The organism is Variovorax sp. Soil_C_39 (assembly GCF_057656815.1).
In genome coordinates, this window is the sequence record NZ_JBDGJQ010000006.1 from 112,251 (window position 1) to 132,612 (window position 20,362).

Here is a 20,362-nt window from a genome sequence, read left to right on the forward strand (position 1 = left end):
GGCGCTTTCATGACGACGGGGTAGCCTCATCTTCGATTTTCACGGTCTCGATGGAGGACACACCATGCGCATTTCCCTGCCGATCGTCTGGGCCGCAGCGGCCGTGCTGGGCCTCGCCGGCTGCGCCGCAACGGCGCCCCCGGGCCGCCTTGCAACACTCGATGGCCAGCCGCCGCTGGTGATCGCCCACCGCGGCGCCTCGGGCTACCTGCCGGAGCAGACGCTCGAAGCCTATGTGCGCGCCATCGAACAGGGCGCCGACGTGATCGAGATGGACCTGGTCTCCACGAAGGACGGCGTGCTGATCGCGCGCCACGACCCGAACCTCGCGACCAGCACCGACGTGGCGAAGCATCCGCGCTTCGCTGCGCGCAAGAAGACCATCAAGGTCGACGGCGAGACCCAGACCGGCTGGTTCTGCAACGACTTCACGCTGGCCGAGGTCAAGATGCTCGGCGCCATCGCGACCGATCCCGAGCGGCCGCAGCAGTACAACGGCAAGTTCAAGGTCGCGACCTTCCAGGAGATCATCGACCTGGCCAAGGCCAAATCGAAGGAAACCGGCCGCACCATAGCGATCTACCCCGAGACCAAGAACCCGACCTACTTCCGCGACCTCGGGCTCGCGATGGAGGACAAGGTGGTCGCCGCGCTCACGGCCGCGGGCTGGAACAGCAAGGCCGCGCCGGTGTTCGTGCAGTCCTTCGAGCCCGGCAGCCTGAAGATCCTGCGGGCCAGGGGACTCAACGCCAAGCTGGTGCAGCTCATCGACGGCGACGGCATCGACATGGCCACCGGCGCCATGACCTACGCCGTGCCCTTCGATCGCCCCTACGAATGGACCAAGGCCGGCGACAGGCGCAACTTCGACGTGATGGTCACGCCCGCCGGGCTGGCGGAGATCAAGACCTATGCCGACGGCATCGGTCCGTGGAAGCGCTACATCGTCAGCTTGAAAGGTGTCATCGGGCCCGACGGCAAGCCGGTGGACCTGAACCGCGATGGCAAGGTCGACGACGCCGACGCGACCTCGGTCTCGCCCACGTCGCTCGTGGCCGATGCGCACAAGGCGGGCCTGTTCGTGCACCCCTTCACCTTCCGCAACGAGTCGCGCCGGCTCGCGGCCGACTACGACAAGGACGGCGCCAAGGAATACGCAGCCTACTACCGGCTCGGCGTGGACGGTGTCTTCACCGACTTTCCGGACACCGCGCTCGCGGCGCGTGCGGACTACCTGAAGCGCATGGGCCGCTAAGGGTTTGCCTGGGCACGGTCTTTGCGGAGGTTCTCGCAAAGCCTAGACTGTGCCCATGAAACTCATCGATTCGCTCGTCACGCAGGCGGCCGGCATCGCCGCCGTCCGGCGCGACCTCCATGCCCATCCCGAACTCTGCTTCGAAGAAGTCCGCACCGCCGACGTGGTGGCAGGCAAGCTCACCGAATGGGGCATTCCCATCCACCGCGGCCTGGGCACCACCGGCGTGGTGGGCATCGTCAAGAACGGCACCAGCAACCGTGCCGTGGGCCTGCGCGCCGACATGGACGCGCTGCCCGTCACCGAACTCAACACCTTCGCGCATGCCAGCAAGCACCAGGGCAAGATGCACGCCTGCGGCCACGACGGCCACACGGCCATGCTGCTGGCCGCGGCGCAGCACCTTGCGAAGCACCGCAACTTCGACGGCACCGTCTACCTGATCTTCCAGCCCGCGGAAGAGGGCGGCGGCGGCGCGCGCGAAATGATCAAGGAGGGGCTGTTCGACCGGTTCCCGATGGACGCGGTGTTCGGCATGCACAACTGGCCCGGCATGAAGGCGGGCCAGTTCGCCGTGAGCCCTGGTCCGGTCATGGCCTCGGGCAACAAGTTCTTCGTCAACGTGATCGGCAAGGGCGGCCATGCGGCGCTGCCGCAGACCGGTATCGACCCGGTGCCGATCGCCTGCGAGATCGTGCAGGCCTTCCAGACCATCCTCACGCGCAAGATGAAGCCGACCGACTCGGCCGTGATCTCGGTCACCACGATCCATGCCGGCGAGGCCAACAACGTGATCCCCGACAACTGCGAGCTCTCGGGCACGGTGCGCACCTTCTCGCTCGAAGTGCTCGACATGATCGAGGCGCGCATGAAGCAGGTCTGCGACCACATCTGCGCCGCGCACGACGCCACCTGCGAATTCCGCTTCGAGCGCTACTACCCGCCCACGGTCAACACCGAGGCCGAGGCCGATTTCGCGCGCCGCGTGATGGGCGGCATCGTCGGCGCCGAGAACGTGCTCCGGCAGGAGCCCGCGATGACCTCGGAGGACTTCGCCTTCATGCTGCAGGCCAAGCCCGGCGCTTATGCCTTCATCGGCAACGGCGACGGTTCGCACCGCGACGTGCACCACGGCGAGGGCCCGTGCACGCTGCACAACGCGAGCTACGACTTCAACGACGACCTGATCCCGCTCGGCGCCACCTGCTGGGTGCAGATCGCCGAGCAGTTCCTGGCGCCCAAGCCCGGGGGAGCGGCGTCTTGATCGGCATCGGCGAGGCGTTCTCGCCGCGCTACGCCCAGGCGCGCCAGAAGTTCCTGCAGGCCTGCGTGAGCGCGGGCCTCGTGGTCGAGCCGCATGCACACCCCGAGAAGGGCCGCGACGGCGAGGCGCTGTCGATGGACGTGGCGCTCGACGGCGAACCCGGCGCCGAGCGCCTGCTCATCGTGACCAGTGCCTGCCACGGCGTCGAGGGCCATTGCGGCAGCGGCGTGCAGGTGTTTGCGCTGCACGATACCGAATGGCGCGAGAAGGCGCGCGCGCAGGGCGTGGCGGTGCTCTACATCCATGCGCTCAACCCGCACGGCTTTTCGCACGGCCGCCGCGTAACGCACGAAAACGTCGACCTCAACCGCAATTTCGTCGACTTCTCGCAGCCGCTGCCCGTCAACGAGGCCTACGCCAGCCTGCATCCGCTGCTCGTCCCCGACACCTGGCCGCCGACGCCCGAGAACCAGGCCGCGATCGGCCAGTGGATCGAGGCGCATGGCGCCACGGCGTACCAGGCCGCGGTCACGAGCGGCCAGTACCAGTTCGACGACGGCCTGTTTTTCGGCGGCACCGAGCCGACCTGGAGCAACCGGACCCTGCGTGCGGTGCTGCAACGGCATGCCGGCGGGGCACGCCGGCTCGCATGGATCGACCTGCACACGGGGCTCGGGCCGAACGGCATCGGCGAGCGCATCTTTGCCTGCCGCGACGACCCGGCCGCCTATGCGCGCGCCAACGCCTGGTGGGGCACGCCCGCGGCGCCGGTCACCTCGATCTACGACGGTTCTTCCAGCTCGGCGCTGCTGCGCGGGCTGATGTGGGATGCCGCGTACCAGGAATGCCCGCGGGCCGAGTACACCGGCATCGCGCTCGAGTACGGCACGCTGCCGATGCTCGAAGTGACAGGTGCGCTGCGCGCCGACCACTGGCTGCACAAGCACCCGGCGGCGCCGGCCGACCTGGCCGACGGCATCCGCGCGCGCATGCGCGAGGCCTTCTATACCGACGCCGACGCCTGGCGCGGGCAGGTCATCAGCCAGGCACGGCAGGCGATGTTCCAGGCCGTCGACGGCCTGGCGCCCTGATGCGCGGCCTCAGGTCCTGATGCGCCCGTCGCCCGTGATCATCGAAAGCTCGACGAACTTCGAGCCCACGTGGTTGCGCGGCGAGAACGAGACCTCGAAACCGCCGAATGGCTGGCGATCGATGCTTTCGAGCCCGGCAATCAGGCCCTCGCGCGTGGGCTTGCCCGGTGCGCGGCGCAGGCCTTCGACCAGCACCTTGGCCGCGAGATAGCCTTCCAGGCTCGAGAAGTTGGCGCTCGCGCCTGCGCCGGCCTTCTTCACCGCCTCGCTGAATTCGCGCGTGATCGCGTTCGCCGGGTTGTAGGGCGACGGCACAACCTGCGTCACCATGACGCCCGCGCCCTGCTTGCCGAGTTCGTCGGCCAGCGCCTGCGTGCCCACGAACGACACATTGAAGAAGGTGCCGCCGTAGCCCGCCTTGCGTGCTTCGCGGATGAAGGCGGCGCAGGCCTTGTACGCACCCACCTGCACCACCGCGTCGGGGCGCGCGGCCGTGATGCTCTTGACCGCCTGCGCCACGTCCACCGAGTTGCGCTCCACCGTCGCGAGCGCCACCGGCTGGAGCTGCTGCTGCGACAGCGCCAGCGTCACGCCGTCGAGCCCGGCCTTGCCGTAGGCATCGTTCTGGTAGAAGACCGCGATCTTCTTCAGGCCCAGGTGCGTGAGCTGCTTCACGATCAGCGCGGTCTCGTCGTTGTATGAGGCGCGCAGGTGGAACACGTTGCGGTGGAAGGGCTCGCGCAGCGACATCGCGCCGGTGAACGGCGCGATGAACGGCACCTTCTCCTTCACCGCCAGCGGCAGCGCCGCCATGCTCGTGGGCGTGCCGATGTAGCCGAAGAGCGCGAACACGTCTTCCTCGATCAGCTTCTGCGTGTTGGCCGCGCAGCGGTCGGGCTCGTAGCCGTCGTCGAGGTTCTTGATCACCACGCTGCGCCGTCCCGGCTGCGCGTTGTACTGGTCGAGGAAGAGCTTGGCGCCCTGGTGGAACTGGATGCCGAGCTGCGCGGCCGGCCCCGTGAAGGCGGCCGACTGGCCCAGCACCAGCGGCCCTTCGCCCTGGGCCCGCGCCCAGTGGGTGACGCCCAGCGCCGCCGCACCGGCTGCCACGGAAAAATGTCTGCGATTCATCATGGTGAAAAACCTCTTCTGCGCGCCCCCGCGCCACAAGCTGGAAAACTTTAGACTCGCCGGATGGTCGATGCCCCGGTCTCTGGTCCCACTGCTGCTGTTCTCCCCACCACGTCCACGGTGCTTGGTGCCTGTCCGCACGACTGTCCGGACACCTGCGCCCTGGTCACCACCGTGCAGGACGGCGTGGCCGTGAAGCTGCAGGGCAATCCGGCCCATTCGCACACGGCGGGCGTTCTCTGCACCAAGGTGTCGCGCTACATCGAGCGCAACGACCATCCCGAGCGTCTGGTCCAGCCGATGAAACGGACCGGCCCCAAGGGCAGCGGCCAGTTCGAACCGGTCAGCTGGGACAGCGCACTCGACGCCATCGCCGCGCAACTCCGCACATTTCAGACAGATCCAGAAACAATTGTGCCTTACAGTTACGCAGGCACGATGGGATTGGTGCAGGGCGAATCGATGGACCGGCGCTTTTTCCACAAGCTCGGTGCCTCGCTGCTCGACCGCACGATCTGCTCCATGGCGGGGGGCGAGGCAATGGTCTACACGCTCGGCGCCAAGGTCGGCATGCGGGTCGAGTTCTTTGCCGAGGCCAGGCTGATCCTGATCTGGGGCAGCAATTCCATTGCCAGCAACCTGCATTTCTGGCGCCATGCCCAGGCCGCCAAGCGCGCCGGGGCACGCCTGGTGTGCATCGATCCGCGCCGCACCGAGACCGCCGACAAGTGCGACGAGCACATCGCGCTGCTGCCCGGTACCGACGCCGCGCTGGCCCTGGCCCTGATGCACGAACTCATCGTGCACGACTGGCTCGACCACGACTACATCGCGCACCACACGCTCGGCTGGGAACAACTGCGCGAGCGCGCGCTGCAATGGCCGCCATCGCGCGCGGCGGCCGTGTGCGGCGTGCCCGAAGCGCAGATCGTCGCGCTGGCGCGCGAATACGGCACCACCAGGCCAGCCGCGATCCGCCTCAACTACGGCATGCAGCGCGTGCACGGCGGCGGCAACGCGGCGCGCGCCATCGCGTGCCTGCCCGCGCTCGTGGGCGCCTGGCGCGACCGTGCGGGCGGGCTGCTGCTGAGCAGCTCGGGCCACTTTCCGGCCGACCGGGCTGCGCTGCAGCGGCCCGACCTGCTTGCGGGCCGCCGGCCGCGCACCATCAACATGAGCACCATCGGCGATGCGCTCTCCGACCGCGAGAAGCCCATCAAGGCCATCGTGGTCTACAACAGCAACCCGGTCGCGGTGGCGCCCGATTCGGGCAAGGTGGTGGCGGGCTTCGCGCGCGAAGACCTGTTCACCGTGGTGCTCGAGCAGTTCCGCACCGACACAGCCGACTACGCCGACTACCTGCTGCCCGCCACCACGCAGCTCGAACACTGGGACATCCACTGCAGCTACGGCCACACCGACGTGCTGCTGAATCGCCCCGCAGTGGCGCCGCGCGGCGAGGCGCGCAGCAACGCCTGGGTGTTCCGCGAACTCGCGCGCCGCATGGGCTTCGACGAGCCCTGTTTCTCGGACGACGACGAGGCGCTGTGCCGCATGGCCTTTGCGCCCGGCGCGATCGACCAGGACGCATTGCGCGCGAAGGGCTTCGCGAGCCTCGCGCTGCCCGAGGCGCCTTTTGCCGAAGGCCGCTTCCCGACGCCGTCGGGCCGCTGCGAGTTCTTCAGTGCGCGACTCGAAGCGCAGGGGCTCGACGGGCTGCCCGACCATGTGCCCAACCATGAGCCGGCGGGCAGTTCGGCCGCGTTTCCGCTCGCGATGATTTCGCCGCCCGCACGCAACTTCCTCAACTCGACCTTCGTCAACGTCCGGAGCCTGCGCGCGATCGAGGGCGAGCCGCTGCTCGAGATCCATGCGGCCGACGCAGCCGCGCGCGGCATCGAGGACGGCGCCATCGTGCGCGTGTTCAACCAGCGCGGCGAGCACCGCTGCCGCGCCGAGGTCTCGCGCCGGGCGCGGCCCGGGGTGGTGCACGGCATGGGCATCTGGTGGCGCAAGTTCGGCCTGGATGGCACCAACGTCAACCAGCTCACGAGCCAGCGCCTGACCGACATCGGCCGTGGCCCGACCTTCTACGACTGCCTCGTGGAGGTGGAGCGCGCGTGAGGCCGGTCGCTGCCGCCGCCGTCGCGCTCGCCGGCACGCTGCTGCTCGGGGGCTGCGCCGACATGGGCTACTACTGGCAGTCGGCGAGCGGCCACCTCGGCATCATGCGGGCCGCCAGGCCGGTGCCCGAATGGCTCGCGGACCCGGCCGCTTCCGAGGCGCTCAAGGCCAAGCTCGCACTCGCGCAGCGCATCCGCCGCTTCGCGGTGACCGAGCTGGCGCTGCCCGACAACCCGAGCTACACCTCGTACGCCGACCTGCAACGCCGGGCCGCGGTGTGGAACGTGGTGGCCGCGCCGCCGTACTCGCTCACGCTCGAGACCTGGTGCTTCCCGGTGGCGGGCTGCGTGGGTTATCGCGGCTACTACGACGAGGCCGCGGCAAGCGCCGAAGCCGAGGCGCAGCGCGCGAAGGGCCTCGAGGCCGCCGTGTACCCGGTGCCGGCCTATTCCACGCTCGGCTGGATGAACTGGGCGGGCGGCGATCCGCTGCTGTCCACCTTCATCGGCTACCCCGAGGGCGAGCTGGCGCGCATCGTGTTCCACGAGCTTGCGCACCAGGTGCTCTACGTGTCGGGCGACACCGTCTTCAACGAGTCGTATGCCACGGCCGTCGAGCGCATCGGCGGCGCGGCCTGGCTCGCGCGCGAGGCCGGCGAGGCGGCGCGTACCGAGTACGCGCGCTTCGACGCGCAGCGCCAGCAATTCCGCGCGCTGGCACTCTCGACGCGGCGCGCGCTCAACGCGGTGTACGCCTCGGCCGAAGCCAAGGCGGGCGACTGGGTGGCCGTCGACGCGATGAAGAAGGCGGCCATGGACGACTTCCGCGCACGCTATGCGCAGTTGCGCGCCGGCTGGCAGGGCCCGCGCCAGGGCGCCTACGACGGCTGGGTGGCGCGCGCGAACAACGCGGCCTTTGCGGCGCAGGGCGCCTACGACGACCTGGTGCCGGCCTTCGAGGCGCTGTTCGAGCGCCAGGGCCGGCAGTGGCCGCCCTTCTACCAGGAGGTGCGCCGCATCGCCGCGCTGCCCACCGACGCCGAGCGCCGCCAGGCCCTGCAGGCCGCGAGCGGCGTGCAACAGACACGACACGAAGAGCACAACCACGGAGATCAGCACGGTGCCTGACATTGAAATCGAAAGAAAGCACGCGCTCGGCATCGCGGGCGCCCGCAGGGTCGCGCGCCGGTGGGTCCGGCAGGTCGAGCAGGAGTACGGCCTTGCCTGCAGCTACACCGAGGGCGAGTCCTGCGACGTCGCCGAGTTCAGCCGCGCCGGCATCGACGGCAAGGTCGAGGTCACGGCCGACAGCCTGCGGCTGGAGGCCACGCTGGGCTTCCTGTTCAGCAGCTTCAGCCAGCAGATCGAGCAGAAGATCGCGGGCAAGCTCGACGCGCTGCTGGGCAGCCCCGGCGCCACGCACTTTGCCTGAACGGGCCGGGCACACTCTCGTGCCATGACCCATCCCGATTCCTCTTCTTCCCCTGCGGGTCCGCTCGCCGGCCTCAAGGTCGTCGAGCTCGGCCAGTTGATCGCCGGGCCGTTCGCGGCGCGCACGCTGGCCGACTTCGGCGCCGACGTGATCAAGATCGAGCCTCCCGGCGCGGGCGACCCGCTGCGCACCTGGCGGCTGCTGAAGGACGGCACCTCGGTCTGGTGGCAGGTGCAGTCGCGCAACAAGCGTTCGCTCGCGCTCGACCTGCGTCAGCCCGAGGCCCAGGCGATCGTGCGGCAGCTCGCAGCCGAGGCCGATGTGCTGGTCGAGAACTTCCGGCCCGGCGCAATGGAAGGCTGGGGGCTCGGCCCCGACGCGCTGCTGGGCGCCAACCCCGCGCTCGTGATGCTGCGCATCAGCGGCTACGGCCAGACCGGCCCCTACCGCGACAGGCCCGGCTTCGGCGTGGTGGCCGAGGCCATGGGCGGGCTGCGCCACCTCACGGGCGAGCCGGGCCGCGTGCCGGTGCGCGTGGGCGTGTCGATCGGCGACACCCTGGCGTCGCTGCACGGCGTCATCGGCGTGCTGATGGCGCTGCAGCACCGCCATGCCACCGTGAGCGCCGCGCATCCGAAAGGCCGCGGCCAGGTGGTCGACGTGGCGCTCTACGAAGCTGTCTTCAACTGCATGGAAAGCCTGCTGCCCGAGTACAGCGCCTTCGGGGCGGTGCGCGAGGCGGCCGGCAGCGCGCTGCCGGGCATCGCGCCGACCAATGCCTACCGCTGCGGCGACGGCGGCTACGCCATCGTGGCGGGCAACGGCGACAGCATCTTCCGCCGCCTCATGGCCTGCATCGGCCGGCCCGACCTGGCGGCCGATCCGGCCCTGACGAGCAACGCGGGCCGGGTCGCGCAGGTCGAGATGCTCGATGCCGCGATCGGCGACTGGGCCGCCGCGCGAACGGTGGACGAGGTGCTCGCCGCGCTCGAGGCGGCGCAGGTGCCGGCCGGGCGCATCTACACCATCGCCGACATTGCGGCCGATCCGCACTATGCGGCGCGCGGCATGCTGCAGCAGGTGCGCATGCCCGACGGCAGCGCGCTCGCGGTGCCCGGCTTCGTGCCCAAGCTGTCGCTCACGCCGGCCGGCCACCGGCGCAACGCACCGGCGCTCGGTGCCGATACCGACGCGGTGCTGAAGGAGATCGGACTCAGCGCCGAGCAGATCGCCGCGCTGCATGCGCGCGGCATCGTGGGCGGCCGTCCGTGAGGCACCGCGGAACCGGCTTTGCCGGGCCGCCGGTGCCGCCCCCGGCGAGGGGGAGGGAGAAGCGACACGCAGTGCGCGGAGCCTGGGGGAGAGCCTAGCTTCGCAGCGACTCGATCAGGTCGATGTACTTCTGCTTGGCCTCGTCGCTGCCGGTGCCCTTGTTGGCGGTCCAGGCGTCCCACTTGGCGCGCGCGACGATGTCGCTGAAGCTGGGCTTCTTGGCGGTGTTGTCGCCTTCGGTCGCCTGCTTGAACAGGCCGTAGATCTTGAGCAGCGTCGGGTTGTCGGGGCGCTCGGCCAGGAGCTTGGAATTGGCCTGGGCGGCTTCGAATTGGGCGTTGAGGTCGTCGGACATTGGCGGTCAATCTGAAGAAGTTGGGTCGGATGGCGCATCTTACGGCGCGGTACGCCTTGGTACCGCGCCGTGGTTCACTCGGACAGCCCGGCGCGGGCCAGCTCCACGTCGAGGCGTTCCTTGGCATCGGCCGGCGTCAATGCCGCGGCCTTCTCGTACAGCCGCGTGGCCTCGCCCATGCGGCCGTCGCCGTGCAGCATGAGCAGCGCGCGGCCGTATTCCATGAGCGCGCCCGGAGAATGCGGGTTCAGCTGGAGACCGCGCTCGAACAGCTCGACCGCGGTCTCGGCACGCACGCCGTAGGTCATGCGGCCCACCAGCGCACCGACCTTGTCGATCACTTCGGCATGGAAGGCGGCGAGCGCCACGTGCGCGTCGGCATGGGCGGGCTGCAGTTCGATCACGCGCTCGAGCGCATGCTTGAGCTTGCTGCCGAGCCCCTGCGCCAGCGCGCGCGCCACGCTGATGCCCTGGCTGTAGCGGCCCAGCGCATACGACTGCCAGTAGAGCGCATGGCAGTTGTCGGGTTCGGCCTCGGCCTGCGCGCCCGCGCGCTCGATCACATGGCGGAACATCGCGAGCCGCACCGATTCGCGCGGCTCCAGGTAGTTGGCGTAGACGGCCGTGGCCTGGTTGGCGAGCAGCAGCCCGTCGGCGCCGTGCGCGAGGCCGAGCGCGGCAGCCAGCTCGAACTGGCCGCTGTGGTACAGCGCCCAGCCCTCGGCCAGCGGGTCGCCCGCGGCGGGCGGCGGTAGCGCATGGCCGGCATGCAGCCGGTGCCAGTGGTCGAGCAGGCTGTGGGCGTCGTAGCGCGGCACGTCGGGGTAGGGCAGCGGCGTCCAGGGTTCCGCCGCCGCAGCAGCAACCGGACCGGCGGACATCAGCGAGAGCGGCTTGAAGTCGGGCATGGCTTTCACTTGCGCTAGGCAGCCACGCGGGAGGAGGCTGCCGAGGGCCGCGCGGCGGCGGCGTTCTCATCGTGATCTTCGCCGCCGTAGGCGTGGCTCAGTGTCAGCAAATGCCGCCGCTGTTCGCGTCCGAGGTAGGGCGCGAGCAGGTGCAGCGTGTGCTGGGCGCCGCGCATCAGCGCACCCTGCGCATGGCTCGGTTCGAGCGCCTCACGCGGATTGCGCACGTATTCGTAGCTGAGCCAGTAGGTCAGCACCACGACCATGCTCTGCGCCAGCGTGTCGATCTCGTCGGCATCGATGTCGAGGTGGCCGGACCGTCCGAGCCCCTCGACCAGCGTGCGGATCGCGCGCGCCTTGTTCTTGAGCACGAGCTGGAACTGCGTCTCGAGATGCCGGTTCTTGCTCAGCAGGTCGTTGAGGTCGCGGTAGAGGAAGCGGTAGCGCCAGATCAGCTCGAACAAGCTGTGCATGAAGAACCAGGCGTCCTCCACGTCGTGCACGCCTTCGCTCGCGTGCAGCAGCTCGTTGAGCTCGGCTTCATAGCCTTCGTAAAGCCGGTTGATCAGCTCTTCCTTGGCGGGGTAGTGGTAGTAGAGATTGCCCGGGCTGATGTTCAGTTCGCCCGCCACGAGCGTGGTGGAGACGTTCGGCTCGCCGAATCTGTTGAAAAGCGCGAGTGCGGCTTCGAGGATGCGTTGCGCGGTTCGGCGTGGCGCCTTCTTGGCCATGTCGGTCCCCAGGTTTGTCTCTTGGGAACACTCTAGCGCATGTGCGCTGCAGCATGAACCGGCAGGGCCATGTTTTGCGGCAGCGCGCATTTTGTGCACCGCCGCAAAAAGAAGAAGACGGTCGCCTACGCGGCCTTGCCGGTGCCGCGCCGCACGGTCTTCTTGGCGGCCGTGGCCGTGGGGGCTGCGCTGCGGCCAGCGGTCTTGCGGCTCGCGCCGCGCGCCGGTGCGGCGGCCTTGCCGGCGCGCTGCAGCTCGGCCTCGAGCGCTGCCACGCGGGCCTGCAGTGCGGCGTGCTCGGCTGGCGAGGGATAGCCGATCTTTTCGAGGGCGCGTCCCACCCGTTCTTCGAAGATGTTCTCGAGCTTGCCCCACTGGCCTGCGGCCTTGGTGCCGAACTCGCTGGCAAATCCCGTCATGCGCGCCTGGGCCTGCGCAAGCGTTTCCTCGGCCGCCTGCTGCGTCTTCTTCTGCATGCCGGTGCCGTCCTTCACCAGCGCCTCGAAGGCCTTGCTGCCTTCCTGCTGCATCTTGGCGAAGGCGCCGAGCCCTGCGAGCCAGATCTGCTGCGCGGAATCCTTGATGCGGTCGGCGTTCTTGCCGCCTTGTTCGTCGTCGTCCTGGGTCGCCATGGGGTGTTCCTGTGAAAGCAAAGGGTTGGGCCACTCTAGCCGCAAGCCGCCTCCACCTTTAGAGCCGCGCACCTATCCTCCAGCGGCGCGGCTCGCTTCGAGATGGGTTTTCGCGCGCTCGGCCAGCGCCATCTCACCCGGCGTCTGCGGGATGTAGGGCTGCACCGGCAGCGGACGGCCATGCGAATCGACCGAGACGAAGACGATCAGGCATTCGGTGGTCTTGTCCATCGAGCCGCCCTTCATGTCGCCGCTGCGCACCTCGACCGAGATGTTCATGCTGGTCTTGCCGGTATAGGCCAGCCGCGCTTCGACCTCCACCAGGTCGCCGATCATGATCGGATGGTGAAAGCGGATGCTGCCGATGAACGCCGTCACGCAATAGCGCTTGGCCCAGCTGGTGGCGCAGGCGTAGCCCGCCTCGTCGATCCACTTCATGACGGTGCCGCCATGGACCTTGCCGCCGAAGTTCACGGTGCTGGGCTCGGCCAGGAACCGGAGGGTGATGGAAGACATGCGCCGCCTTTGCAACTGTTAAATCTGGGGAGCGCAATTATGCGAGGCGCCCGCCGCCGGAATGCACCGCCGGTCGGCCCGGCAGGCGCGTTCAGCCGCGGCCGAACAGCTCGGCCAGCGTGCGCCGCAGCCAGGCATTGCCGGCATCGGCATGGAAGCGCTCGTGCCAGTGCTGCTTGACCGCGTAGGCCGGCAGTTCGAACGGCGGCTCCAGCAACTTGACCGGCTCCTGCGTGACGAGCACCTTGCCGAGGATCGCCGGCACGATCACGATCAACTCGGTGTGTGCCACGATGCGCGCCACGCTCAGGAAGCTCGACAGGCTGACCACCACGTGGCGCCGCAGGCCGAGCCGCGCGATGGTCTTGTCGACGATGGCATGGCCGGTGCCCGACGAGGCCACCACCGCGTGCGCCTCGGTCTCGAAGCGCTTCTGCGTGAGGCGCGCGCCGATGCGCGGATGGTTGCGCGCCGCGAGGCAGACGAAGTTCTGCATGAAGAGCGTCTGCTGGTAGAAGCCCGCGTCGAGCTGCGGCATGAAGCCCACCGCCAGGTCGACCGCGCCGTCCTCGAGCCGGCGCGCGCTCTCGGTCGAGATGATCTCGGTCTCGATGCGCACCCCGGGCGCGGCCTGCCGCAGGTGGTCGAGCAGGCCCGGCAGCAGCACCACCTCGCTGATGTCGGTCATGCAAATGCGGAAGCTGCGCTGCGCGGTGGCCGGATCGAAGCTGGCGCGCCCGCCCTTGGCGCGGTTCAGCCGGTCGAGGATGTCGAGCACCAGCGGCTGGATCTGCCGCGCATAGGGCGTGGGCTCCATGCCGCGCGAGGTGCGCACGAACAACCGGTCGCCGAAATGCGTGCGCAGCCGCGCCAGCGCGGTGCTTGCGGCCGACTGCGAAAGGCCGAGCCGCTCGGCGGCGCTCGACACGTTGGCCGTCTTGTAGACCTCGTCGAACACCAGCAGCCATTCGAGATCGAGCTGGGCCATGTCGCCACTCCTGTGCGTCGTGTGAAGCCACCATTATCGAAAAATGCGATCGGGCCTATCGCCCGAGACCTGTTGCGCCAATAGTAGTGCCGGCGCAAGATCGCCGCTTGCCCAGGAGCCACGGCCACACGCCGCCGGAGACCACGAATGAACCCCACTGCCAGCAAGCCGGCCGCCCCGGCTCCCGCCAATGCGGCCGAGCGCCGTGCCTACTACGAGCGCATTCGCCCGCTGAACCTCACGCCGCTGTGGGAGTCGCTGCATGCGCTGGTGCCACGCGAGCCCGCCACGCCGTGCGTGCCCGCGCTCTGGCGCTACGAGGAGATCCGGCCGCTGCTGATGGCATCGGCCGAGCTCATCACCGCCGAGGAGGCCGTGCGCCGCGTGCTCGTGCTCGAGAACCCCGCGCTGCCCGGCAACTCGTCGATCACGCAGTCGATCTACGCCGGCCTGCAGCTCATCATGCCGGGCGAGGTCGCACCGTCGCACCGCCATGTGCAGTCGGCGCTGCGCTTCATCGTCGACGGCAAGGGCGCCTACACCACCGTGGGCGGCGAGCGCACCACCATGTTCCCGGGCGACTTCATCATCACGCCGTCGTGGGCCTGGCACGACCATGGCAACGAGGGCATCGGCGGCACGGTGGAGCCGGTGGTCTGGCTCGACGGCCTCGACATCCCGATGCTGCGCTTCTTCGATGCCGGCTTCGCCGAGAACGACGATGCCAAGGTGCAGCATGTGGCACGCCCCGAGGGCAACAGCCTCGCGCGCTTCGGCCACAACATGGTGCCGGTGCGCCACGACCATGTGTCGCCGACCTCGCCGATCTTCAACTATCCCTACGCCCGCAGCCGCGAGGCGCTGGCCCTGCTGCAGAAGCAGGAAGCGCCCGACGCCTGGCTCGGCCACAAGCTGCGCTACATCAACCCGCTGACCGGCGGCGCGCCGATGCCGACCATCGGCACCCAGCTGCAGCTGCTGCCCAAGGGCTTTGCGGGCCGATCGCATCGCACGACCGACGGCACCGTCTACAGCGTGGTCGAGGGCCGCGGCACGGCCGAGATCGCGGGCCAGCGCTTCGACTTCGCGCCGCGCGACACCTTCGTCGTGCCCTCGTGGGCGCCGCTGCGCCTGCTGGCGCCGGGCGAAGACGTGGTGCTGTTCAGCTTCTCGGACCGTCCGGTGCAGCAGGCCATGGGCGTGCTGCGCGAAGCCTTCCTCGACGACGCCTGAAGCGCGGCGACCGCTTCCGTTATTTTCTTGTTCGACCGTGTGCCGCCCCGAGCGGCAGGAGTTCCCCATGTCCTTCGTCTTCACGCCCCCTTCGATCGTCGGCCTGCCCATCGTGGGCAGCGACCAGCAGTTTCCTGTGCGCCGCGTCTACTGCGTGGGCCGCAACTACGCGGCGCACGCGCGCGAGATGGGTTTCGACCCCGACCGGGAGCCGCCGTTCTTCTTCTGCAAGCCCAATGACGACGCCTCGGTGGTGCCGGTGGCCGAAGGCCAGACGGGCGCCATTCCCTATCCGCCGCTCACCAGCAACTACCACTATGAGGCCGAGCTCGTCGTCGCCATCGGCAAGGGCGGCCGCGACATTCCGGTCGAGCAGGCCGCGAGCCACATCCACGGCTATGCGGTGGGCCTCGACATGACGCGCCGCGACTTGCAGATGAAGATGCGCGAACAGGGCCGCCCGTGGGAGATCGGCAAGGCCTTCGACTTCTCGGCACCCATCGCGCCGCTGCGCACGCTGGCCGACGTGGGCGAGATCAACGATGGCGCCATCGTGCTGGAGGTCGACGGCGAGGTGCGCCAGAAGAGCGACATCACGCACCTGATTTGGTCGGTGAACGAAGTGATCGCCAATCTGTCGACGCTCTTCACCCTGCAGCCCGGCGACCTGATCTTCACAGGCACGCCCGAAGGCGTGGGCGCGGTGAAGCCCGGGCAGACGATCAAGGTCGGCATCGACCGCCTGCCCTCGCTCACCGTGCGCATCGACTGACCGGCCATGACCCGCTCGCAGAAGAACCCTCCCACCGTGCTGCTGGTTGGCGGCGGCATCGGCGGCATGGCCGCGGCGCTGGCGCTCGCGCGGCTCGGCGTGTCGATCGACCTGCTCGAGCAGAGCGCCACCATCGGCGAGATCGGCGCCGGCCTGCAGCTCGGCCCGAATGCGTTTGCGGCGCTCGACGCACTCGGCGTGGGCGAGGCGGTGCGGCGCGACTCGGTGTTCACCGACCGGCTGGTGATGATGGACGCCGTCGACTGCAGCGAAGTCGCCTCGGTGCCGGTGGGCGAGGGGTTCCGCGCGCGCTTCGGCAATCCGTACGCGGTGAGCCACCGGGCCGACCTGCACGGCGCGATCCACGAGGCGGTGAAACGCCATCCGCTGATCCGCTTCCACACCTCGGCGCAGGTCGAAGCCATCGACAGCGGCGCGCGCGGCGTGACCGCGGTCACGCGCGACGGCCGGCGCTTCCAGGCCGACGCGATCGTCGGCTGCGACGGCGTCAAGTCGGTGGTGCGTGAGCAGATCGTGGGCGATGCGCCGCGCGTCTCAGGCCATGTGGTTTACCGCGCCGTGGTGCCGGTGGCCGACATGCCGGCCGACCTGCGCTGGAACGCGCCCGTGGTCTGGGCCGGGCCCAACTGCCACCTGGTGCATTACCCGCTGCGCCATGGCGAGCAGTACAACCTGGTCGTCACCTTCCACAGCCGCGAGCAGGAGGAGTGGGGCGTGACCGACGGCAGCAAGGACGAGGTGCTCTCGTACTTCGAGGGCGTGCATGCGCGCCCGCGCCAACTGCTCGACCGGCCGACCTCGTGGCGCCGCTGGAGCACGGCCGACCGCGATCCGGTCGAGCGCTGGAGCGACGGCCCCGCCACGCTGCTCGGCGACGCCGCGCATCCGATGATGCAGTACCTCGCACAGGGCGCCTGCATGGCGCTCGAAGATGCGGTGACGCTCGGCGAGGCCGTGAAGGCCTGCGGTTTCGACATGCCCGCCGCCTTCAGGCTCTACGAATCGGCGCGCATCGCGCGCACCGCGCGCGTGGTGCTGTCGGTGCGCGAGATGGGCCGGCTCTACCATGCCAAGGGCGTGGAGCGGCTGGTGCGCAACAGCCTCTGGGCCGGCCGCACGCCCGAACGCTTCTACGATGCGGTCGAGTGGCTCTATGCCTGGCGGCCGGAGCGCTGCCTGGACGATGCGGCTGCCGCGGCGTCGTCGCACTGACAACATCACCATTCGAGGCCCAAGGCCCAGGAGACAAGACACCATGAACAACTTTTCGCGCACATTGCTGGCCACCGTGCTCGGCCTCGGCGCCGCCACCGCCGCCCTGGCGCAGGCCGAGGCCGACTTCCCGCGCAAGCCGGTGACGCTGGTCACGCCGTTCGCCGCCGGCAGCGGCCCCGACGCGGTACTGCGGCTCGTGTCCGACAAGCTCTCGCGGCTGTGGAACCAGCGCGTGGTGGTCGACAACAAGCCCGGCGGCGGCGGCTTCATCGCCATCGACCAGGCGCGGCGCGCCGCGCCCGACGGCTACACGCTGCTGCAGCTCGACAGCGAGCACGTCGCCGCGCTGCCGCACCTGTACAAGTCGCGCAACTTCGTCACGCTGCAGCATTTCGATCCGGTGGCCTCGCTGTTCCGCACGCCGTTCTTCGTGGCCGTGGGCACCGACTCGAAATGGAAGACCATGGGCGACCTGATCGCCTCGGCCAAGGCCGAGCCCGAGGCCATCGTCTACGGCTCGTGGGGCGTCGGCAGCCCCGGCCATCTCGGCGCGCAGCAGCTCGAGGCGCTCACGGGCATCCGCATGCGCCATGCACCGTACCGCGAGGTCTCGCAGCTCTATTCGAACGTGGGCACCGGCGACGTGCCATGGGCCTTCGCGAGCATTCCGTCGAGCCAGGGCATCTACAAGGCCGGCAAGCTGCGCTACATCGCGGTGGCGGCGCCAAAGCGCATTCCGCAGCTGCCCGACGTGCCGACCATGGCCGAAGCGGGTGGCCCGGCGTCGCTGGAGGTGAACTCCTTCGTCTCGCTGCTCGCGCCCAAGGGCGTGCCCGCGGCAGTGAAGGCGAAAATCAACGCCGACGTCGCCAAGGTCATCGCCGATCCCGAGATTCGCGCGCGCTTCGACACCTTTGCTTTCGAGCCGCTGGCCTGGTCGCCCGAAGAGATCCAGCGCAACGCCGAGGCCAAGTCGAAGATCTATGGCGATCTGGTGCGCCGCGGCAACATCAGCCTCGAATAGCCGCAGCTGTTCGTAGAACGAACACGCTCGGCTGTCATCATTACGTTTTTTCACACTTCGACCTTCACCATGCAAGCCACCAAGAGAGCCCTCCTGATCGCCTGCGGCCTGGCCGCCGCCGCAGCGCTGCCCCTCGCTGCCAGCGCCCAAGACGCCGCCTGGCCGACCCGTCCCATCCGCCTGCTCGTGGGCTTCCCGGGCGGCTCCACGCCCGACATCGCCGCACGCACCATCGCCGAGCCGCTCTCTAAAGCGCTCGGCCAGCCAGTGGTGGTCGACAACAAGCCCGGCGCCTCGGGCAACATCTCGGCCGACCAGGTGGCCAAGGCCAGCGACGACCACACGATCGGCATCGTCATCAACGGCAATCTCACCTCGTCGAAGATGCTCTACCCGAAGCTGCCTTACGACCCCGTCAAGGACTTCACCTACCTTTCGCTGATCGCGACCGCGCCGCTGGTGCTGGTGGCGCCGAACGACCTGCCTTCGGGCACGGCCTTCTTCGACGCGGCGCGCAAGGGCGGCGACAAGTGGAACTACGGCTCGGTGGGCGTAGGCTCGGTCGGGCACCTCGGCATGGAACTGCTCAAGAGCCGCGTCGCGGGCTTCAACCCCGAGCACGTCCCTTACCAGGGCAACCCGCAGGTCGTCACCGCGATGCTCGGCGGCCAGGTCCAGATGGGCCTGATTCCCCCGGGCGTGGCCATGCCGCAGGTTCGCGCCGGCAAGCTCAAGGCCATCGGCCTCACGGGCGGACGCAGCGCGCTGGTGCCCGAGCTCGCACCGCTGGCCGATGCCGGGGTGAAGGACTTCAATCTCGAAGTGTGGGTGGCCCTGCTCGGCCCGGCCAATCTTTCGCAGGCGGCGCAGTCGCGCATCAGCCGCGAACTCGCCGTCGTCATGAAGGACCCCGACGTGCGCCGCAGGCTCTTCGAGCAGGGCTGGCAGGCCGTGGGCACTTCGCCCGACGGCATGCGCCTGCGCGTGAAGGAAGAGGCCGCGATCATGACCAGGATCATCTCCACGCGCGGCATCAAGCTGCAATGAGCGCTTCGACCATGACCGTGAACGAGCCGGCGCGCGCGCTGCCGGTGTTCGGGGAATACGACGTGGTGGTGGTCGGCGGCGGCCCCGCCGGCATTGCCGCCGCCGTCAGCGCGGCGCGCCACGGTGCGAACACGCTGCTGGTGGAGCGCTACGGCTTCCTCGGCGGCATGGGCACCGCGGGTGGCGTAACCAACTTTGCGGGGCTGTACGGCAAGCGCGATGGCGAGATGACGCTGCTGGTGCGCGGCGTCGCCGACGAACTGCTCGCGCGCATCGATGCACTCGGCGGCCTCAACAAGCCGCAGGACGGCATGCAGGGCCGCATCCGCGTGCGCTCCTACGACACCTCGGCCTACAAGATCGCCGCCGACCAGTTGCTGGTCGATGCCGGCGTGAACCTGCTGTTCCATGCCTGGGCCGCGGCGGTGGTGCGCGACGGCGACCGCATCGCGGCGCTCGTGGTCGAGACCAAGTCGGGCCGGCAGGCGATCCGTGCCAATGCATTCATCGATGCGAGCGGCGATGCGGACGTGGCGGCCTTCGCGGGCGTGCCGTTCGAGGTCGGCGACGGCCATGGCAGCGGGCTGTTCCCGACCACCATGTTCCGCGTCGGCCAGGTCGATGCGAAGCCGGCGCTCGACGCCGTGGGCGAGTTCAAGGCCATCAACGACCTGATGGCGCGCGTGCAGCAGCAGAAGCCCGGCGCCTACCGCTTTCCGCGCGAAGGCGCGATCCTGCGGCCCAACATCGATCCGCGCGAATGGCGTGCCAACGTCACGCAGATCCGCAATGCCGCGGGCCGCGCGATGAACGGTGTCGACGCACGCGAGCTCACCGAAGGCGAACTCGAGGGCCGGCGCCAGATCGCCGAGTACTTCCGCTTCATGAAGGCCGAGGTGCCGGGCTTCGCGCAATCGGCCATCGTCGAGATCGCGCCGCAGGTGGGCATTCGCGAGACCCGCCGCATCGAGGGCCTCTATGCGCTCACAGGCGAGGACATCCTCTCGTCGGCGCGCTTCGATGACAGCATCGGCGTCAACGCCTGGCCGATGGAGATGCATGCCGATGGCCGCATCGAATGGGCCTTCCCGCGCGACGAAAACCGCACCTACAACCAGCTGCCGTGGCGCATGCTGGTGCCGCGCACCGTCGACAACCTGCTCGTCGCCGGCCGCTGCGCCGCGATGACGCACGAGGGCCAGTCGGCCGCGCGCGCAAGCGGCGGCTGCTTCGTCATGGGCCAGGCCGCGGGCACGGCCGCGGCGTCGCTCGGCAGCGGGCGGTTCGCCGCGGTCGACGTGCCGGCGCTGCAGCAGAAGCTCGTGGCGGACGGCGCCGACCTGGACCGCTGA

At 69.3% G+C, this 20,362-nt stretch carries 20 protein-coding genes; 13 read left to right on the forward strand and 7 right to left on the reverse strand.

Going from position 1 to position 20,362, the window contains the following annotated elements; genetic code table 11:
- The first annotated feature begins 64 nt into the window (after nt 1-64).
- The 3 genes from AC3A6J_RS17270 to AC3A6J_RS17280 are packed head-to-tail and all read left to right on the forward strand — an operon-like array spanning nt 65 to nt 3,610.
- On the forward strand, nt 65-1,255 hold the full coding sequence (locus AC3A6J_RS17270) for a glycerophosphodiester phosphodiesterase (RefSeq protein WP_487861198.1): 1,191 nt from the start codon (nt 65-67) through the stop codon (nt 1,253-1,255).
- Nucleotides 1,256-1,310: 55 nt separating this feature from the next.
- Entirely contained in the window at nt 1,311-2,519 is a 1,209-nt protein-coding gene (locus AC3A6J_RS17275) for a M20 aminoacylase family protein (protein ID WP_487861199.1), read from the forward strand.
- The gene (locus AC3A6J_RS17280) at nt 2,516-3,610 is read left to right on the forward strand and encodes a M14 family metallopeptidase (RefSeq protein ID WP_487861200.1); all 1,095 of its coding nucleotides are present in this window, start codon (nt 2,516-2,518) and stop codon (nt 3,608-3,610) included. Before AC3A6J_RS17275 ends, AC3A6J_RS17280 begins: the two co-directional genes overlap by 4 nt.
- Nucleotides 3,611-3,619: 9 nt before the next feature.
- Here AC3A6J_RS17280 and AC3A6J_RS17285 read toward each other — a convergent pair whose 3' ends face one another.
- On the reverse strand, nt 3,620-4,744 hold the full coding sequence (locus AC3A6J_RS17285) for an ABC transporter substrate-binding protein (RefSeq protein WP_487861201.1): 1,125 nt from the start codon (nt 4,742-4,744) through the stop codon (nt 3,620-3,622).
- A 60-nt stretch (nt 4,745-4,804) separates the two neighbouring features.
- Here AC3A6J_RS17285 and AC3A6J_RS17290 point away from each other — a divergent pair, with 60 nt between their 5' ends.
- From AC3A6J_RS17290 to AC3A6J_RS17305, 4 genes are all read left to right on the forward strand, one after another.
- Nucleotides 4,805-6,865, forward strand: a complete 2,061-nt coding sequence (locus AC3A6J_RS17290; RefSeq protein ID WP_487861202.1) for a molybdopterin-containing oxidoreductase family protein — start codon at nt 4,805-4,807, stop codon at nt 6,863-6,865.
- A gap of 62 nt (nt 6,866-6,927) precedes the next feature.
- Nucleotides 6,928-7,992 carry an aminopeptidase gene (locus AC3A6J_RS17295; RefSeq protein ID WP_487861384.1) on the forward strand — a complete coding sequence of 355 codons (1,065 nt, stop codon included), beginning with the start codon at nt 6,928-6,930 and terminating at the stop codon, nt 7,990-7,992.
- On the forward strand, nt 7,985-8,296 hold the full coding sequence (locus AC3A6J_RS17300) for a polyhydroxyalkanoic acid system family protein (protein WP_487861203.1): 312 nt from the start codon (nt 7,985-7,987) through the stop codon (nt 8,294-8,296). The genes AC3A6J_RS17295 and AC3A6J_RS17300 overlap by 8 nt, the downstream gene beginning before the upstream one ends.
- A gap of 24 nt (nt 8,297-8,320) precedes the next feature.
- Nucleotides 8,321-9,568 carry a CaiB/BaiF CoA transferase family protein gene (locus AC3A6J_RS17305; protein ID WP_487861204.1) on the forward strand — a complete coding sequence of 416 codons (1,248 nt, stop codon included), beginning with the start codon at nt 8,321-8,323 and terminating at the stop codon, nt 9,566-9,568.
- 94 nt (nt 9,569-9,662) lie between these two features.
- Here AC3A6J_RS17305 and AC3A6J_RS17310 read toward each other — a convergent pair whose 3' ends face one another.
- The 6 genes from AC3A6J_RS17310 to AC3A6J_RS17335 form a co-directional block, all read right to left on the reverse strand.
- Entirely contained in the window at nt 9,663-9,923 is a 261-nt protein-coding gene (locus tag AC3A6J_RS17310; protein WP_487861205.1) for an acyl-CoA-binding protein, read from the reverse strand.
- 74 nt (nt 9,924-9,997) lie between these two features.
- A complete protein-coding gene (locus AC3A6J_RS17315; protein ID WP_487861206.1) occupies nt 9,998-10,831 on the reverse strand; it encodes a hypothetical protein in 834 nt (277 codons plus the stop codon).
- 14 nt (nt 10,832-10,845) lie between these two features.
- Nucleotides 10,846-11,562 carry a TetR/AcrR family transcriptional regulator gene (locus AC3A6J_RS17320; protein WP_487861207.1) on the reverse strand — a complete coding sequence of 239 codons (717 nt, stop codon included), beginning with the start codon at nt 11,560-11,562 and terminating at the stop codon, nt 10,846-10,848.
- 125 nt (nt 11,563-11,687) lie between these two features.
- Nucleotides 11,688-12,194, reverse strand: a complete 507-nt coding sequence (locus AC3A6J_RS17325) for a phasin family protein (RefSeq protein ID WP_487861208.1) — start codon at nt 12,192-12,194, stop codon at nt 11,688-11,690.
- 72 nt (nt 12,195-12,266) lie between these two features.
- Nucleotides 12,267-12,710 carry an acyl-CoA thioesterase gene (locus tag AC3A6J_RS17330; protein ID WP_487861209.1) on the reverse strand — a complete coding sequence of 148 codons (444 nt, stop codon included), beginning with the start codon at nt 12,708-12,710 and terminating at the stop codon, nt 12,267-12,269.
- Nucleotides 12,711-12,801: 91 nt separating this feature from the next.
- A complete protein-coding gene (locus tag AC3A6J_RS17335; RefSeq protein WP_487861210.1) occupies nt 12,802-13,698 on the reverse strand; it encodes a LysR family transcriptional regulator in 897 nt (298 codons plus the stop codon).
- A gap of 147 nt (nt 13,699-13,845) precedes the next feature.
- Here AC3A6J_RS17335 and gtdA point away from each other — a divergent pair, with 147 nt between their 5' ends.
- The 6 genes from gtdA (at nt 13,846) to AC3A6J_RS17365 (ending at nt 20,362) form a co-directional block, all read left to right on the forward strand.
- Complete coding sequence (gene gtdA, locus AC3A6J_RS17340; RefSeq protein ID WP_487861211.1) at nt 13,846-14,931, forward strand: gentisate 1,2-dioxygenase; 1,086 nt, start codon at nt 13,846-13,848, stop codon at nt 14,929-14,931.
- Nucleotides 14,932-14,998: 67 nt separating this feature from the next.
- On the forward strand, nt 14,999-15,703 hold the full coding sequence (locus tag AC3A6J_RS17345) for a fumarylacetoacetate hydrolase family protein (RefSeq protein WP_487861212.1): 705 nt from the start codon (nt 14,999-15,001) through the stop codon (nt 15,701-15,703).
- 6 nt (nt 15,704-15,709) lie between these two features.
- Nucleotides 15,710-16,936 (forward strand): 3-hydroxybenzoate 6-monooxygenase, encoded by a 1,227-nt coding sequence (locus tag AC3A6J_RS17350; RefSeq protein ID WP_487861213.1) that lies wholly within the window; start codon nt 15,710-15,712, stop codon nt 16,934-16,936.
- Between the two features lie 43 nt (nt 16,937-16,979).
- Nucleotides 16,980-17,963, forward strand: coding sequence for a Bug family tripartite tricarboxylate transporter substrate binding protein (locus AC3A6J_RS17355; RefSeq protein WP_487861214.1), 984 nt, complete (start codon nt 16,980-16,982; stop codon nt 17,961-17,963).
- Nucleotides 17,964-18,032: 69 nt separating this feature from the next.
- Nucleotides 18,033-19,010, forward strand: coding sequence for a Bug family tripartite tricarboxylate transporter substrate binding protein (locus tag AC3A6J_RS17360; RefSeq protein ID WP_487861215.1), 978 nt, complete (start codon nt 18,033-18,035; stop codon nt 19,008-19,010).
- On the forward strand, nt 19,007-20,362 hold the full coding sequence (locus AC3A6J_RS17365) for an FAD-dependent oxidoreductase (protein ID WP_487861216.1): 1,356 nt from the start codon (nt 19,007-19,009) through the stop codon (nt 20,360-20,362). Before AC3A6J_RS17360 ends, AC3A6J_RS17365 begins: the two co-directional genes overlap by 4 nt.